This is a genomic window from Sinomonas soli, assembly GCF_054782415.1.
In genome coordinates, this window is the sequence record NZ_BAAGSN010000014.1 from 1 (window position 1) to 13,637 (window position 13,637).

The window sequence follows — 13,637 nt, forward strand, 5'->3', positions numbered from 1 at the left end:
GGGAGGCGCGGCGGGGAGGCCGCCGCTCGGGAAGGCGACGGTCAAGGCCGTCCAGGCCAGGACAGCGCCGATCACGGTGACCGAGATGGCTTCTTCAGGGCCCACCGCATCGTCAGAGCTGTCGTCCCAGCGCAGCTGCATGGCGTTGCATGACAGGGGCGACGCGGTCGCGCAGTTCGTCGATGGTGACGCGTGAGGTCGATGCGCTGACCGAGATCGCGGCCACGATGTGGCCGGCCGGGTCGAGGACCGGGACCGCGATGGAGAGCAGGCCTGGTTCGAGTTCCTCGTTGCTGATGGCCATCCCGTCGGTACGCGCCGCCTGGATGCGCTCCGCGACCGCATCGGCGGTGGTCGGGGTGTGCGACGTGCGTGCCGTGAACTCGGTGGTGGCGAGGTAGTCGGCGAGCTCCGTGTCTGTCAGCGAGCCGAGCAGCACCTGGCCGGTCGATGAGGCGTACAGCGGGATCCGAGCGCCGACGCGTACGCCGGTGTTGAGCAGCCGACTGCCTTCGCTGCGTGCGATGAAGAGCGAGTCGTTCTCGAAGCGAACCGCCAGCGAGGCGGATTCGTCGATCGTCTCGCGGATCGCGGCGAGCTGCGGCTGGGCCAGCTGGGGGAGTGCGGCCGACTCGCCATAGGTGGCGCCTAGCCGGAGGACCCGCGGGGTGGGGGCGAAGAACTTCCCGTCGAACGTGACATAACCCAGCTCGGCGAGCGTGTTCAGGCAGCGCCGTGCAGTCGCCCGGCTCAGGCCGGTCTCACGGGAGGCGGCCGTGATGGTGAGCCGGGGTGTGCTCGTCCCGAACGCCTCGAGCACGGCGAGGCCCTTTGCCAATCCTGCCATTCCTTCGGTCGCCACATGGACCTCCTCTTGACAGACGTGATGGACGGCACTCTACTAGCGTTGTTCGCAAAGCATTCATATGTTCGCAAAACGAACAGTGATAGTCAAGCATCCAGAGGAGTACGCATGAGCGAAAACGCACCCGAGGCCGCCCGATCATCGGTCGCGGTGGCCGAGCGTCGGTGGCCGAAGTCGCTGACCGAGGTTCCCTACTGGGTCTTCCAGGACGAGGACGTCTTCAGGGCAGAGCAGGAGCGCATCTTCCACGGTCCGATGTGGAACTACCTCTGCTTGGAGGCTGAGCTGGCCGAGCCCGGCGACTTCTGCGCCACCTTCATCGGCGAGCAACCGGTCCTCGTGACCCGCGACCACGACGGCCAGATCTACGCCTTCGAGAACCGCTGCGCCCACCGAGGCTCACTGATCGCGATGGAGCACTATGGGCACGCCAAGGACTTCACCTGCGTCTATCACGCCTGGACCTACAACCTCCAAGGCGATCTGACCGGCGTCGCATTCGAGGACGGCATCAACGGAAAGGGCGGCATGTCGCCGGACTTCTGCAAGGCCGCGCACAGCCCGCGCCGGCTCCGACTGGCCAACGTGCACGGCCTGATCTTCGGCAGTCTCAACAACGACGTGCCCGAGATCGAGGAGTACCTCGGTCAGGAGATCCTCGACCGCATCGAGCGCGTGCTCGGCGGTCGCAAGCCGGTCGTGCTGGGCCGCTTCACCCAGACCCTGCCGAACAACTGGAAGCTCTACATGGAGAACGTCAAGGACTCCTACCACGCGAGCATCCTGCACCTGTTCTTCACCACCTTCGGGCTCAACAAGCTGAACCAGAAGGGCGGCATCATCGTCTCCGAGAACGGCGGCCACCATGTGAGCTGGTCCGCCATCAACCGCGAGGCCGAGGCCAAGGCCGCGGAGCACTATAAGGACCAGAAGATCCGCTCGGAGTCCGACTACCAGCTCGAGGACCCGTCTCTGGTCGACAGCTTCTCCGAGGTCGGCGACGACATCACCCTGCAGATCCTCTCGGTGTCCCCGGGATTCGTCCTGCAGCAGATCCAGAACTCGATCGCGGTACGCCAGGTGCTGCCCACAGGGGTCGACTCGACCAACCTCAACTGGACATACCTCGGGTTCGAGGACGACACCGAGGAGCAGCAGCTCATCCGGATGAAGCAGTCCAACCTGGTCGGCCCCGCCGGCTACGTCTCGATGGAGGACGGCGCGATCGGCGGCTTCGTCCAGCGCGGCATCGCCGGTGCCAGCGGCGAGTTCGCCACCGTCCAGATGGGCGGCGACCAGGCGGTCTCGAGCGAAAGCCGTGTCACCGAAGCGTCGATCCGGGGCTTCTGGAAGGTCTACCGCGAGGCGATGGGCTTCGACGTCGAGGAGGGCAACTGATGGACGCCTTCAACCTCATCGGCCGCGCCCAGGGCAGCTACGTCCGCTCGATCGACGACGGTCCGATCGAGGACTGGCCCGAGCACTTCACCGATGACGCCTTCTACAAGGTCACCACGGCGGACAACCACCGCCGCGGCCTGCCCGCAGGGGTCATCTGGGCCAACAACAAGGCCATGCTCAAGGACCGGATCTCCGCGCTCAAAGAAGCGAACATCTACGAGCCGCACAGCTATCGCCACCTGCTCGGCCAGCCGGCGATCCGAGAGGAGAGCGACGGCGCAGCCACCAGCGAGACCTCCTTCCTGGTCATACGCATCACCGGCAATGGTCCCACCGACGTGTTCGCCAGCGGCCGCTACCTCGATGAATACGTTCTCGAGGGCGGTCGGGCCCTGATCAAGAAACGGATCGTCGTCTGCGACAGCTCCCGCATCGACACCCTGCTGGTGCTGCCGCTGTGAGCGGGGCTCCCAGGCTCCTCCTTGCCATCGGCGATCCGAACGGGATCGGCCCGGAGATCGCCGTGAAGGCGGTCGCCGAGCTCGGCACCGCGGCGCCGGTCGTGGTGGGGGACCGGCACGTAGTCCAGCCGTACGCTGTCCGCGCCGGTCTCACCCTGCGCGAAGCTGACCCCGGTGCGGACGCCGAGTCCGGGGTATGCGACCTCGTCGACGTCGGCGCGCTCGCCCCCCGGGATCTGGCCGTGGGCGAGGTGACCGCGGCCGCTGGTGCGGCCACCATCGCCTACGCGTCCGCGGCGGTCCACCTTGCCATGGACGGCGGCTATGCCGGCGTCGTCGCCGGCCCCCATTCGGAGACCGCGGTCCACCGGGCCGGGATCGACTTCGCAGGCTACCCGCCGTTGATCGCCGAACTCACCGGCACTCCCGCCGAGCGGGTCTTCCTGATGCTGGTCGGCGGCGGGATGCGCATCGCGCACGTCACGCTGCACGAGCGCCTTGCCGGCTCGTTGGCACGGCTGACCCCGGAGCTCGTCACCGTGGCCGGCCTGGCGCTCCATCGGGCGCTGCTGTCGATCGGCGTCCCCAATCCGCGGATCGGCGTCTTCGGCATCAACCCGCATGCGGGTGAGGGCGGGCTCTTCGGCGAGGACGACAGCCGGGTCACCGAGCCCGCAGTAGATGCCCTCCGCGCCCACGGGGTACACGTCGACGGGCCGAGCGGCGCCGACGTCCTGCTCGGCGGCGACCGCGGGGCCGACGCCTACCTGGCGATGTACCACGACCAGGGGCACATCCCGATCAAGGCCGTGGCCGGGCGCACCGCCGCCGCGGTCACCATCGGCGCAGGTGCGCCGTTCGCCAGCGTGGGCCATGGTCCCGCATTCGACATCGCCGGGAAGGACGTCGCCGATCCGAGCGCCGTTCTTGCCGCGCTACGGCTCCTCGCCCCGACCCCTCAGGAGGCCTGAGATGACCTTCACCATCAGTGTCCGCGACTCCGAGGTCGCCTTCGGCTGCAAGCCCGGACAGAACGTCCTCGACGCCGCCGAGACGGCCGGCTGGGCGATCCCGTACTCCTGCCGCAAGGGCGTCTGCGACACCTGCCTGGGCACGCTGGCGTCAGGCTCGGTCGAGGCCCCCGGCGGCGGCTCCGTCACCGGGCCGGCCGAGGTGCGGCTGTGCCGGGCGCAGCCGATCGGCGACATCGAGATCGCGCCGCGCCGGATCGAGGCGCGCACCCCGCCGGTACGCAAGCGGCTGACCACGACCGTCTTCCGGCGCCGCCAGGTCGCGCCCAGTGTGACCATCCTCGACCTGCGCTACCCGATCGGACGACGTACACCGTTCCGGGCCGGCCAGTTCCTCAACGTCATCCTCGACGACGGCGACACCCGGTCGTACTCCTTGGCCAACCCCCCACAGCACAACGATCTCGCCCAGCTGCACATCCGCCACGAGCCGAACGGCGTGTTCTCTGCACGGATCCTGCAGCAGCTGGAGTTCCACGACACTGTCGAGATCGAGGCGCCCTTCGGCGAGTTCTTCGTCGAAGATGCCGACGTCGCCGAAGACCCGATCATCCTGCTCGCCACCGGCACCGGGTACGCCCCAATGCGGTCGATCATCCTCGACCACATCGCCCGGCGGCTGACCCGTCCCGTGCACCTCTACTGGGGAGCGCGCACCGTCGAGGACCTGTACGCCCTCCACACCATCCGCGGGTGGGCCCAGCGCCACCCCTGGCTCCGGTTCACCCCCGTGCTCTCTCGCCCGCATCCCGGGTGGGAGGGCGCCACCGGCTGGGTCCACACGGTCGCGATCGCAGACCACCCCGACCTCAGCAGCTCTCACATCTATGCCTGTGGCAGCGAAGCCATGACACTGACCGCCGCGGAGGAACTGGCGCGCGAACGCGACGTCGCCCCCGACAGGTTCCACTCCGACGCGTTCGTCTCCGCTGTGGGCGCACCCGCCGCCGTCGACTAACCCAGCAAGGAGGACCCACATGTCCGATACCACTTCACTCGACTCCGCCGCCTCACTGCGGTTACCTGACTTCATCGACAGCCGTCGTCCGGGCCGGTTCCAACTCGGCACGGTGCTGCTGTGCGGCCTGGTCATGCTGCTCGATGGGTTCGACACCCAGGCGATCAACTACATGGCTCCCGCCATCACCCATGACTGGGGGATCTCCAAGGGAACGATGGGCACGATCTTCTCGGCCGCCCTGGTCGGCCTGATGGTCGGCTACCTTCTGCTGGCCCCGCTCTCGGACAAGTTCGGCCACAAGCGGCTGGTCATCGCCGGTGTCGCGATCTTCTCGATCTCGACGCTGCTCTCGGTCTGGGTGCAGAACCCGGACCAGCTTCTGGTGATGCGGTTCATCACCGGCCTAGGGCTCGGCGCAGCGACCCCGAGCACCATCGCGTTGACCGCCGAATACAGTCCGAAGCGGGTCAGGGCGAGCTTCGTTCTGGCCATCTACTGCGGCTTCTCGCTCGGTTTCGTGCTCGCCAACTATGTCGCCGACTGGCTCATCCCCGCGCACGGCTGGCGCTCGGTGTTCGTCGCCGGCGCGGTCCTGCCGCTGATCCTGTTGGCCGTCCTGACCCGGCGGCTGCCCGAGTCCATCACCTACCTTCTGCGTCGCGGGGAGATTGACAGGGCGTACGCGTTCTGCCGCCGCATCGACATGACCCTGCCGACGGGGACCGCCCTGCCGATTGAGGCGGAGAGTGTCGCACCCGGCAAGCGAGCCAAGCTGGGCAAGGTTCTTTCCGGAGGAACGCTTCTCGGAACGATCCTGTTGTGGACAGTCTTCGCGATCAACCTGGCGATGTTCTACGGTCTCCAGAGCTGGATCCCGACCATCCTCGACGAGCGTGGCTACTCTGCCGGAACGCTGGCGACGGCGTCGTCTATGACCACGATCGGTGGCATCGTGGTCGCCTTCATCGTCGGGCCGGCCATGGACCGGCTGGGCGCGTACGGCGCGCTCGGCACGCTGTACCTCCTCGGCTGCGGCTTCCTCTTGCTGATGAGCGTGGCGCTGGGCGGCTCTGTCTGGTTCGTGTTGGTCGCAACCTTCCTGATCGGGTGCGCGGTCAGCGGCGGCCAGAAGAGCATCATCGCTCTCGCGGCGGTCTTCTATCCGGAGGAGGTGCGCTCGACAGGTGTCGGCTGGGCGCTCGGCATCGGCCGAGTGGGTGGGATCGTCGGCCCGCTCGTCCTGGGCGGCATGCTCTCCTCGGGCTGGAGCCCTGAGCAGCTCTTCCTTACTCTCGCGATCCCGTCTGCGCTGTGCGGGGTGATCGTTCTCTACCTCGGCCGACGCGCGAAGCAGTTGGACTGACCCCTTGGCATCGGGGCCGGGCCCACTTGTGGTCATCGCTCCGCCCGATGCGGGAGACCACTCCGAGGCCGCAGTGGGTGCTTCTATGGTTTTGTCACGCTGGCGCGTTGGAGGGTGCCGTCGCGGAGCATAGCGAAGAGGACGTCGCAGCGGCGGCGGGCGAGGGCGATGAGGGCCTGGTTGTGCCGTTTTGCCCTAGGCTCGTTTGCGGTCGCAGTGGGCCCGGGAGGGGCGATGGTTCAGGGATGCGATGGCGGAAAGGAACAGGGCGCGTTTGAGTCGCTTGTTCCGCTGCGTAGGGCGTGCTGAAGAGGGTGACCCTCCAGGAGTGCCTCGACCCGGCCAGCGATCTGGGCCCGCTGCCGTGTGAGGGCGGCGAGCTGCTCGGCCAGGATCGGGATCACGACCCCGGCAAGGGGAGGACAGGCAAAGCTCCAGCAGCCTGCTGGACATTCGACCGCCCGCTGCAAGCGGCAGGCCATGGACGGGAAGCATCGGTGCGGCCCGACGTTGACGCAGTGCACGCAGCGGGTCCGGTGTGCGGTCCGGAACGGAGCGCCTCGTCCGAGGTCCCGGAGCTTCCACGCCACCGGCCCGCAGTGTCATCGGCAGCCTCGGCCGCGGGCACGGACCATCCCTGCCGTCCCCCACCCCGGCGCTCGAGGCGTGCACCGCCTCCTCGCTGGCAGCGCCGCGGGCACAGGTGACAGAAGACCCCCGGCCCGCTGAGTCCCATTGAGAGGCCGGGGGTCTTCGTCCGCTACCGTATCCTGCCGGACTGCTGCATGGTGGGGCCGGAGGGGGCCGCGGCGCTAGCCGACGACGATCTCCTCACTGTCGAAGAGGCCGTCCTCCTCGTCCCATACCTGTTCCTCGGGTCCGAAGTCGAAGTCCTGCGAGAGGTCCTGGCTCCTGGGAGGAGGGGCGGTGTCGCTGCGGTCGTCGTTGACCATGGCACTCCTTGACGTGCGGCGGCGTGGGGAATACGGCCGCGCATAATGGCTGCCGTGGCGTTCAGGACACCATGCCCCGGCACTGCCGTCAATGGACCGTCCGGGCGTCTGGACCCAGGCCCTGGGAGGATGGGCCCATGGCAGATGCCGTGCCGGGCGGGGATGCTGAGGCAGCGGTTCGACCTCGAGGGCAGCGTGCCGCCGATCTGGCGCACCTGCCCGCGGGCTATGCAGAATTGTCCGAGGCCTGAAGGCACGGGTCCCCGGTGCCCGGATCAATGTTCAGCCGCCGTCAACACCTTGCTGATCGGGCCCTGCTGGTCGCCCGGGCAGCGCCAGCGAGTCTGGGCCTGGGGGAGTGGCGTAATCAGAAGGCTCGACACCGACCTGACGGCGTTCGCTATGCCCCGCAAACGCGCGGATCCTTTACCCAGAGGCTCGCGATGTGCGGGACGAGCAGATGACGTGCTTTCAGCTCACGTGAGACCAATTCTCGGCTCGGGATGGCACCTTGGGGAGGGGAGTTCTGCCGCGGCCGCTCCCAGTCAGGGTCGCCTTCGGTGGTGGTCTGCAAGAGAGCGGAGCAATCGTCCAGCAGCCTGCTGGAGTATTGGGCGGCCCCGGAAGTCTGGGTCGGATCGGACATGAAGGGCCTTGCGCCTCGCCGGTCCGATTTGTGCAACGGCCTGTTGCACCGCTGACCGCAGGGCGCCAAGGGCCGAAGGTGAAAGCGGGGGCCGGCGCGGCACCCTCGGCGGTGTGGGCCCCTGCCTGCCTGACAGCGCAAACCAGCGTGCCCCGCATCGTGCCTCAATGCCCATCCCGTCCGCCCGTGGTAAGCGGACAACTGGTTCGGGCGGGGGGCGCTATTCGCTCGCCCACCTCAGGTCGAGCATGTGGAAGGCCTCCGCGATCACAGCGCTGCCGTGGTGGAGGTCCTCCATCCTGGTGTGGCGGAGCTTTGGGCTGACGTACGGGTCCCCTGGCCGCTCGAACAGTGCCCACAGGCGCAGGTCGTCTCCGTGGCGGGAGGCGAACGTGACGCCGTCGGCGTCGGTGGTCTCGTAGAGCCAGGTGGCAATCGCCTGGGTGAGCTGACGCGGACGGGCGTCCTTCAGCGCTGCGGCGTCGAAGTCCGCCAGGCCGAGGCGTAGGGCAAGGCCGATGAAGTGCGGGTAGAGCACGGCAACCGACCGGGAGTCGGTCACCGCGCAGTAGGTCCCGGCCAGGTCGGCCGAGGCCACGGCGCGGGCATCGAGCCATTCCCGGGGCACCGTCCCCGGGGCAATGGTCGGGTGCAGCACCCTGTCCTCATCGTCCTCGACGATCTCGTCCAGCTCGGCGGCGAGCCGGGCGTCACGCCGGAATCCCGCGAGCACCTCCAGCAGGCACGCCAGCAGGCTCGACCCGGCGTAGACCGTGCGGAAGTTGCCGTGGAGGTCGTCCCACCGGCCCGGGAACCGGCCGTCGGTCGCCCACTCCCAGCCGCTCCACGCCCATGGGTGCGGGGGGAAGCCGACGCGCCAGACCCGGGCGTCCGGACTCGATGTGGCCAGTCGCTGCTCGGGGCCCACCCGTCAGCCTGCCGCCGCGAACGCCCGGGCCGCGGCCAGGACCGCCTGGGCCGCGTCCTCGACCTGGCCTTCGCGCAGCAGCCGCGCCGGCGGCACGTCGTCCAGCTGCGGGTTCATGCCCTGGAACCAGGCCTGGACCACGGCCCTGGAGTCCCGCTCGGCCAGCAGGGCCGCCACGTGGTATGCGTGGCGCAGCCGGGTCATCACCTCGGCCGAGGGCTTCCGCTCGCCGTCGGCCCACTGCCGGACGGCGCGCGTCTCCTTCACCGAGCCGATGTAGGCCACGAGCTTCGCCCCGAGGATGTCCCGCAGGTCCCGGACCAGCTCGGCCTCGGGCAGCCGGATGGAATCCTGGTGCGCCTTCAGCCCGCCGCGGGCCCCTGCAACTGCCGTCATGCTCCCATGCTGCCATCAGCGCCCCGCGATATCAACAGCCCGATCACATGCTCAATCACATGTCCTATCAACTGGCAGCGAGACGTGTTGAAGGGGGACGAGTTAGGGCGTGGCGGTGGGGGCGGTTGATGAGAGTATCGGGCCATGACGTTCTTCGAGGGTCTGCCGGCTTCACCTGAACCTCGTCCTCGCCCGGCTCCGGCGCGGCCTGTGTGGGCGGGTCCTCCGGCGAATGAATTGCCGGTCGTCATCCATGCGGGGCAGTTCCTGCATCGCGGGCCGTCTTTGGTGATGGGCGTCCGATCACTGGAGGTCTATTCCACTGGGTGCTGCATCGAGATTGCCTGGGTCCTTCGGCGGGATGGCATGTCCGAGCATGAGTGGGGCGAACTCGGCTCAAGGGGATTCCGGATGCCGATGGGCGGCCGCTGGTCCTCCGAGTCGGGTCTGCTCTTCGGCATCGAATATGCCGATGGCCGCAAGGCGGTGATCGGCCATCCTCGCCCGGCCATGGTCGGAACCGAGCCTGCGGTCGCTGAACCGGTGCTGCTGCAGGCAGGCGGTGGAGGCGGAATGGGAACCGGCGACGAGTGGGTCAGCTCTTCGAGGCTGTGGCTGTGGCCGCTGCCCGAGCAGGGCGATCTCCGTCTCGTTGCGAGGTGGAACGACGCGGGCATGCCCGAAACGTCCATTGTTCTGGACGGGAACAGGATCGTGGCTGCCCTGGACGGCGTTCAGCCGTTCTGAGATGTGGCGCGCTTGCCTCGTCTCGTCGCGACGTACTGGCTGTAGGCAGCGGCGGAGTCGGTGGCGTGGCGTTCGATGGTGGCGGGTGAGTAGCCGAGCGTTTCGGCGATGATGGCCACGGGTGCGAGCCTGGTCAGCTCGTGGAGCGTGCCGAGTCGGGCGGCGCGGGCGCTGAAGACGGCTCGGAGGCGCTGCCGCAGGTGCGCGGAGCTGATGTGCCGTCCGGGGGAGAGGCCGCGGAAGACCCAGTTGCTGTTCGGGTGTGCCGCGGTGAGGCCGTTTCCCGGAGCTGAGGCGAGCTCGCGCCAGGGCGCGTCGAGCGGGGCCGGGAGGGCGATCTCGATGCCGCCGAGGCGGACGGTGACGAGCTCGTCGGTGACGGCGACGTCGTCCCAGGTCAGGGCGGCGACGCGTTCGATCTGCTGCCCGAAGACGATGACGAGGATGGCGACGGCGCGGTCCCGCGGGGACAGCAGGTCGCCCTGGATCACCTGCTGGACGGCTTCCTCCTGCTGGGAGGCGCTGAGCCTGGGGCTGGTTCCCCTCTTGTGCGGGGCCATCCTCAGCCCGGCCGGGGCTGTGTGGGTCCTGATGGCCCAGTTGAGGAATCGGTCCGCGACCTCCCGGGTGGTGGGGCCTTCTGCCTGCCATGCATCCAGGTGGGCCTGCTGGAGTTCGGCGAGGCGGGTTCCCCTGCCGGTGAGCCAGTTCAGGAAGTCGATGGCGACGGTGACGCTCTGCTTGCTGCGCAGGAATGTGCCGTGGCCGACTCCGTCCGCGTGGTTCATGCGGCGTTGGTGGTGCCAGCGGATGTAGCGGCGGACGAGCTCGCGGTTCTCCGGGTCGCCGACCCGTTCGAGGGCTTCCTTCGCCCAGTCGTCGTAGCGGGCGCGGAGTTCGTCGCGGCGTGGGAGGACGCCGTGTTCGACGAGCAGGCCCCGGACGTATTCGCGGGTGCGCGAGTCCGGCAGACCGTCGAAGGCCTCATGGCTGACCGAAGGGGCGACGGCGAGGCGGCGGAGGAACGCGCTGACGTGCTCCTGCCGGATCCAGGTCAGGCCGCTGTTGGCACGCTTCATCGACTTCAGCGCTGTCGCGAGCGGGACGAGCTCCGGGGAGACGGTCCCGCGTGTCGGGCGGGCGAGGAGGCCGTCGACCGTGTCGGCAAGGGTGCAGCTCCAGCAGCGGCCGCCGCTGTGGAGCTCGTCCTCGGCCCCGCAGGAGGTGCAGCCGACGTTCAGGCGGACCCCGGAGCAGTGCCGGCAGGCGGGGGCGCCGTCGACCAGCCCGGGCAGGATGCCTTCGTGGCCGCAGGCACAGGTGCCGCGGGTGCGCTTGGCCTGCTGGTAGCAGTAGCCGCAGACCCCGCCGTCGGGCCAGTTCGCGACGGTCTGGTGGTGCTGGCCGCAGCGGGAGCAGGGGACGGGCCAGCGGGTCGGGTCCTCGGCCTTGCGGGGCCTAGGCATCGTCCTCGGGTGGGATCAGGCGGATCCTGCGGGCGATGGGATCGCCGGGCTTGACCCCGATGTCCTCGGGCCTGCGCGGGGCGTTCGCCGTGGCGGCCGCGCGCATCTGGACGTAGGGCTCGAACAGATCGTTGGGGGTGCACTCGAGGATGTCGCAGAGGGCGGCGAAGGTGTGCGCGGGGATCCGCTCGGGGGTGCCGGTGACGAGCCGGTGGACCTGGGCGTTGGAGAGGTTGATCCCCCGGGCCCTGAGCAGGGGGAGGAGCTCGGTGGTCTTCCAGAGGTTCCGCTGGGCCATGAGCTTTCGGAGGTTCCAGTGGTAGCCGATGCGGCGCTGTTCGCTCATGCTCAGTTCCTGCCTTCGTTCTCCGGGCTGCCGATCCTGGCCGCGATCATGCGCTGGATGGTCCTGTGCTTGAAGTCGGACGAGACGGAAGTGTAGAGCGCAGTGGTCGAGGAGTAGCTGTGGCCGACCTGCTGCTGGACGAACAGCGGGTCGTATCCGGCCTCGATCAGGTGCGTGACGTACGAGTGGCGCAGCGCGTGCAGGGACAGCTCCTCGGGCAGGCCGGCCAGCTTCCGGACGGACTGGAAGGACCGGTCGAAGTTCCGTACCGCTGCAGAGGCCGAGCGCTCCGAGGGCCACAGGCTCTGGGAGCGCTCTGCAGTGGCAAACCTGCCTCGGCCCTCGGGGGAGAGCCAGAACCGGAGCAGGTCGACGACCCACTCGAACTCCGGGACGGTCAGCACGGTGCGGCGCCGCGGCCCGGAGCCCTTGGTTCCCTTGGCCCAGCGGACCTGGAGCGAGCCGAACGCCCCGAACGCAGGGACATGGAGATTCGGGCCGAAGTCGACGTCCTCGAGCATCGCCAGCTCGCGGCGGCGCAGCCCGTAGGCGTAGGCGACCTTGAACGCGACCGAGTCCCGCATCGCCGGCAGCCAGCGCTTGGAGCCCTTGGCGAACTCGGTGTCCACGACGTCGTCGGCGGCATCGAAGAACGACTGGAGCTCCGTCTTCGTGAACGCCCGCCGGCGCGGCGGCACGGCGTCGTCGGTGGTGTGCCTGGGTGAGTTCCACTCGAAGACGACCTGTGTCGGCACGTCCGCGAAGACCCGCTCGCACAGGGCTGCCCAGCCGTAGCGGGAGTCGGTCAGGTATGCGCAGAACGCCCGGATCGCACCGGCGTAGGAGCGCAGCGTCGACAGGCTCAGCGGCCGCGCGCCACCGCGCTGGTCGGAGAGGAAATCGTCCACGTGATGGGCCGACCAGCGCCACGGGTACTCGTTGGCATGGTCCCTGAAGCGCTCCACGGTCCGGCACGAGGACCTGATGAACGCCGTCGTCAGCCCGCGCGCGAGCATCTGCGCACGCCACCGGTCCAGCATCGCCTCGAACACCCGGTCCTCGGCACGCAGCAGCCCGACGTCCTGGTCCGTCAGGAAGTCTGGAATCCGTCCCGGCAGCAGCTCCACAGCCTGAACTGTACGCGAAAATCTCTCATCTAATGCGAGAAACCATTGCTGACCTGCGCCGACACAGCAGGCCGGCACCGACCCGGCCAGCTGCGGCACAAGGGCGAACCACCGGCTGACCTGCGACAACGCACGACGGCGCGGTGGGACGAGTCCTCGCACCTGTTTCAACTCGTCCTACTCGATGGCCGATAATCTACCTTACGTCACCTTTTAAGTACGACGTGGTTTAATACTACAATGGCTGCATGCCCACAGACCCTCCCCCGCCGCTGAGCCTGAGGATCCGCGAGCACGTCGCCGCGCTCATCGCCGACGGGGTCGAAGGCGGCAGGCTGCCCACCATGGGCGAGCTGCGCCGCCGCTTCGACGCGTCCACCGGTGCGGTCCAGCAGGCCCTCGGGCCGCTGAAGGCCAGCGGGCAGATCATCACGACCCGCGGCCCGTACGGCGGCCACTTCATCGGCCCCAAGGCCGCCGCCGAGCCCCGGAGCATCCTGAACGAGCTCAGGGCCCAGCTCGAGACCGCCTCGACGGCCCTGCAGACGGCAGCCGCCCTCCTCGGCGAGCTCGAGGACGAACGGCAGGCGCAGGCCTGACCTAGAAGAGGCACCAGGGTGCTCGGCGGCGCGGGGCGGGCTGGGCAGAGGAAAGCCCGCACAGCCGCAGAGCCAGGACCGATCTCAAGGCACCCGTGGAGGGCCCGGAAATGCCGGACCTCCAGGGGCCGGCGGGTTACCAGCCCGCCCGCTGAGAGCCAGCCAAGGGGACCACGGGCTCGCCGACGACCCTACCCCGCCGCCCGGACGCGGCCGATCACGGCGCGCCGCAGGGCCCCACGCGGTCAGGAGCCGGTGACGGTGCCCTGGTCGAGGGCGGCGGTGATGGCCTCGGGCGATGGGAGGGCGGCCTTCTCCTCGGCCGGGAGCGTGTCGTAGGTGTAGGC

Annotated in this window: 14 protein-coding genes and 1 pseudogene; 7 read left to right on the forward strand and 8 right to left on the reverse strand. The window is 68.8% G+C overall.

Going from position 1 to position 13,637, the window contains the following annotated elements:
- Positions 1–112 precede the first annotated feature (112 nt).
- Positions 113–862, reverse strand: coding sequence for an IclR family transcriptional regulator domain-containing protein (locus tag ACYVKZ_RS13300; protein ID WP_460992734.1), 750 nt, complete (start codon positions 860–862; stop codon positions 113–115).
- A gap of 111 nt (positions 863–973) precedes the next feature.
- On the opposite strand from ACYVKZ_RS13300, the gene ACYVKZ_RS13305 reads away from it, so the two are divergent.
- From ACYVKZ_RS13305 to ACYVKZ_RS13325, 5 genes are read left to right on the forward strand one after another with little or no spacing between them, the layout of a single operon-like run.
- Positions 974–2,263, forward strand: coding sequence for a Rieske 2Fe-2S domain-containing protein (locus ACYVKZ_RS13305; protein WP_460992735.1), 1,290 nt, complete (start codon positions 974–976; stop codon positions 2,261–2,263).
- Positions 2,263–2,727, forward strand: a complete 465-nt coding sequence (locus ACYVKZ_RS13310; RefSeq protein ID WP_460992736.1) for an aromatic-ring-hydroxylating dioxygenase subunit beta — start codon at positions 2,263–2,265, stop codon at positions 2,725–2,727. The genes ACYVKZ_RS13305 and ACYVKZ_RS13310 overlap by 1 nt, the downstream gene beginning before the upstream one ends.
- Positions 2,724–3,698 carry a PdxA family dehydrogenase gene (locus ACYVKZ_RS13315; protein ID WP_460992737.1) on the forward strand — a complete coding sequence of 325 codons (975 nt, stop codon included), beginning with the start codon at positions 2,724–2,726 and terminating at the stop codon, positions 3,696–3,698. The genes ACYVKZ_RS13310 and ACYVKZ_RS13315 overlap by 4 nt, the downstream gene beginning before the upstream one ends.
- Position 3,699: 1 nt before the next feature.
- On the forward strand, positions 3,700–4,716 hold the full coding sequence (locus ACYVKZ_RS13320; RefSeq protein ID WP_460992738.1) for a 2Fe-2S iron-sulfur cluster-binding protein: 1,017 nt from the start codon (positions 3,700–3,702) through the stop codon (positions 4,714–4,716).
- Positions 4,717–4,735: 19 nt separating this feature from the next.
- A complete protein-coding gene (locus ACYVKZ_RS13325; protein WP_460992739.1) occupies positions 4,736–6,082 on the forward strand; it encodes an MFS transporter in 1,347 nt (448 codons plus the stop codon).
- Positions 6,083–6,165: 83 nt separating this feature from the next.
- Here the strand turns inward: ACYVKZ_RS13325 and ACYVKZ_RS13330 are convergent.
- The 4 genes and pseudogenes from ACYVKZ_RS13330 to ACYVKZ_RS13345 all read right to left on the reverse strand — a co-directional run.
- Positions 6,166–6,495: pseudogene (locus ACYVKZ_RS13330) on the reverse strand (IS110 family transposase); the annotation flags it as partial.
- Positions 6,496–6,894: 399 nt separating this feature from the next.
- On the reverse strand, positions 6,895–7,035 hold the full coding sequence (locus tag ACYVKZ_RS13335; RefSeq protein ID WP_460992740.1) for a hypothetical protein: 141 nt from the start codon (positions 7,033–7,035) through the stop codon (positions 6,895–6,897).
- Between the two features lie 866 nt (positions 7,036–7,901).
- Positions 7,902–8,609: an RES domain-containing protein gene (locus ACYVKZ_RS13340; protein WP_460992741.1), complete on the reverse strand. Its 708-nt coding sequence runs from the start codon at positions 8,607–8,609 to the stop codon at positions 7,902–7,904.
- A gap of 3 nt (positions 8,610–8,612) precedes the next feature.
- Positions 8,613–9,005, reverse strand: a complete 393-nt coding sequence (locus ACYVKZ_RS13345; RefSeq protein ID WP_460992742.1) for a hypothetical protein — start codon at positions 9,003–9,005, stop codon at positions 8,613–8,615.
- 144 nt (positions 9,006–9,149) lie between these two features.
- On the opposite strand from ACYVKZ_RS13345, the gene ACYVKZ_RS13350 reads away from it, so the two are divergent.
- The gene (locus ACYVKZ_RS13350; protein WP_460992743.1) at positions 9,150–9,752 is read left to right on the forward strand and encodes a hypothetical protein; all 603 of its coding nucleotides are present in this window, start codon (positions 9,150–9,152) and stop codon (positions 9,750–9,752) included.
- On the opposite strand, the gene ACYVKZ_RS13355 is transcribed toward ACYVKZ_RS13350, so the two are convergent.
- From ACYVKZ_RS13355 to ACYVKZ_RS13365, 3 genes are read right to left on the reverse strand one after another with little or no spacing between them, the layout of a single operon-like run.
- Positions 9,740–11,218 carry a Fis family transcriptional regulator gene (locus tag ACYVKZ_RS13355; RefSeq protein WP_460992744.1) on the reverse strand — a complete coding sequence of 493 codons (1,479 nt, stop codon included), beginning with the start codon at positions 11,216–11,218 and terminating at the stop codon, positions 9,740–9,742. The genes ACYVKZ_RS13350 and ACYVKZ_RS13355 overlap by 13 nt on opposite strands.
- Positions 11,211–11,564 (reverse strand): helix-turn-helix domain-containing protein, encoded by a 354-nt coding sequence (locus tag ACYVKZ_RS13360; RefSeq protein ID WP_208712570.1) that lies wholly within the window; start codon positions 11,562–11,564, stop codon positions 11,211–11,213. Before ACYVKZ_RS13360 ends, ACYVKZ_RS13355 begins: the two co-directional genes overlap by 8 nt.
- A gap of 2 nt (positions 11,565–11,566) precedes the next feature.
- On the reverse strand, positions 11,567–12,691 hold the full coding sequence (locus tag ACYVKZ_RS13365) for a tyrosine-type recombinase/integrase (RefSeq protein WP_460992745.1): 1,125 nt from the start codon (positions 12,689–12,691) through the stop codon (positions 11,567–11,569).
- Positions 12,692–12,939: 248 nt separating this feature from the next.
- Here ACYVKZ_RS13365 and ACYVKZ_RS13370 point away from each other — a divergent pair, with 248 nt between their 5' ends.
- Positions 12,940–13,290 carry a GntR family transcriptional regulator gene (locus tag ACYVKZ_RS13370; RefSeq protein ID WP_460992746.1) on the forward strand — a complete coding sequence of 117 codons (351 nt, stop codon included), beginning with the start codon at positions 12,940–12,942 and terminating at the stop codon, positions 13,288–13,290.
- Positions 13,291–13,637 lie beyond the last annotated feature (347 nt).

Bases quoted from the DNA above. Each gene is read 5' to 3' on its own strand.
- ACYVKZ_RS13305 (WP_460992735.1), top strand. From the start codon at position 974: ATGAGCGAAAACGCACCCGAGGCCGCCCGATCATCGGTCGCGGTGGCC.
- ACYVKZ_RS13370 (WP_460992746.1), top strand. From the start codon at position 12,940: ATGCCCACAGACCCTCCCCCGCCGCTGAGCCTGAGGATCCGCGAGCAC.
- ACYVKZ_RS13320 (WP_460992738.1), top strand. From the start codon at position 3,700: ATGACCTTCACCATCAGTGTCCGCGACTCCGAGGTCGCCTTCGGCTGC.
- ACYVKZ_RS13345 (WP_460992742.1), bottom strand. From the start codon at position 9,005: ATGACGGCAGTTGCAGGGGCCCGCGGCGGGCTGAAGGCGCACCAGGAT.
- ACYVKZ_RS13335 (WP_460992740.1), bottom strand. From the start codon at position 7,035: ATGGTCAACGACGACCGCAGCGACACCGCCCCTCCTCCCAGGAGCCAG.
- ACYVKZ_RS13355 (WP_460992744.1), bottom strand. From the start codon at position 11,218: ATGCCTAGGCCCCGCAAGGCCGAGGACCCGACCCGCTGGCCCGTCCCC.
- ACYVKZ_RS13310 (WP_460992736.1), top strand. From the start codon at position 2,263: ATGGACGCCTTCAACCTCATCGGCCGCGCCCAGGGCAGCTACGTCCGC.
- ACYVKZ_RS13350 (WP_460992743.1), top strand. From the start codon at position 9,150: ATGACGTTCTTCGAGGGTCTGCCGGCTTCACCTGAACCTCGTCCTCGC.
- ACYVKZ_RS13360 (WP_208712570.1), bottom strand. From the start codon at position 11,564: ATGAGCGAACAGCGCCGCATCGGCTACCACTGGAACCTCCGAAAGCTC.
- ACYVKZ_RS13325 (WP_460992739.1), top strand. From the start codon at position 4,736: ATGTCCGATACCACTTCACTCGACTCCGCCGCCTCACTGCGGTTACCT.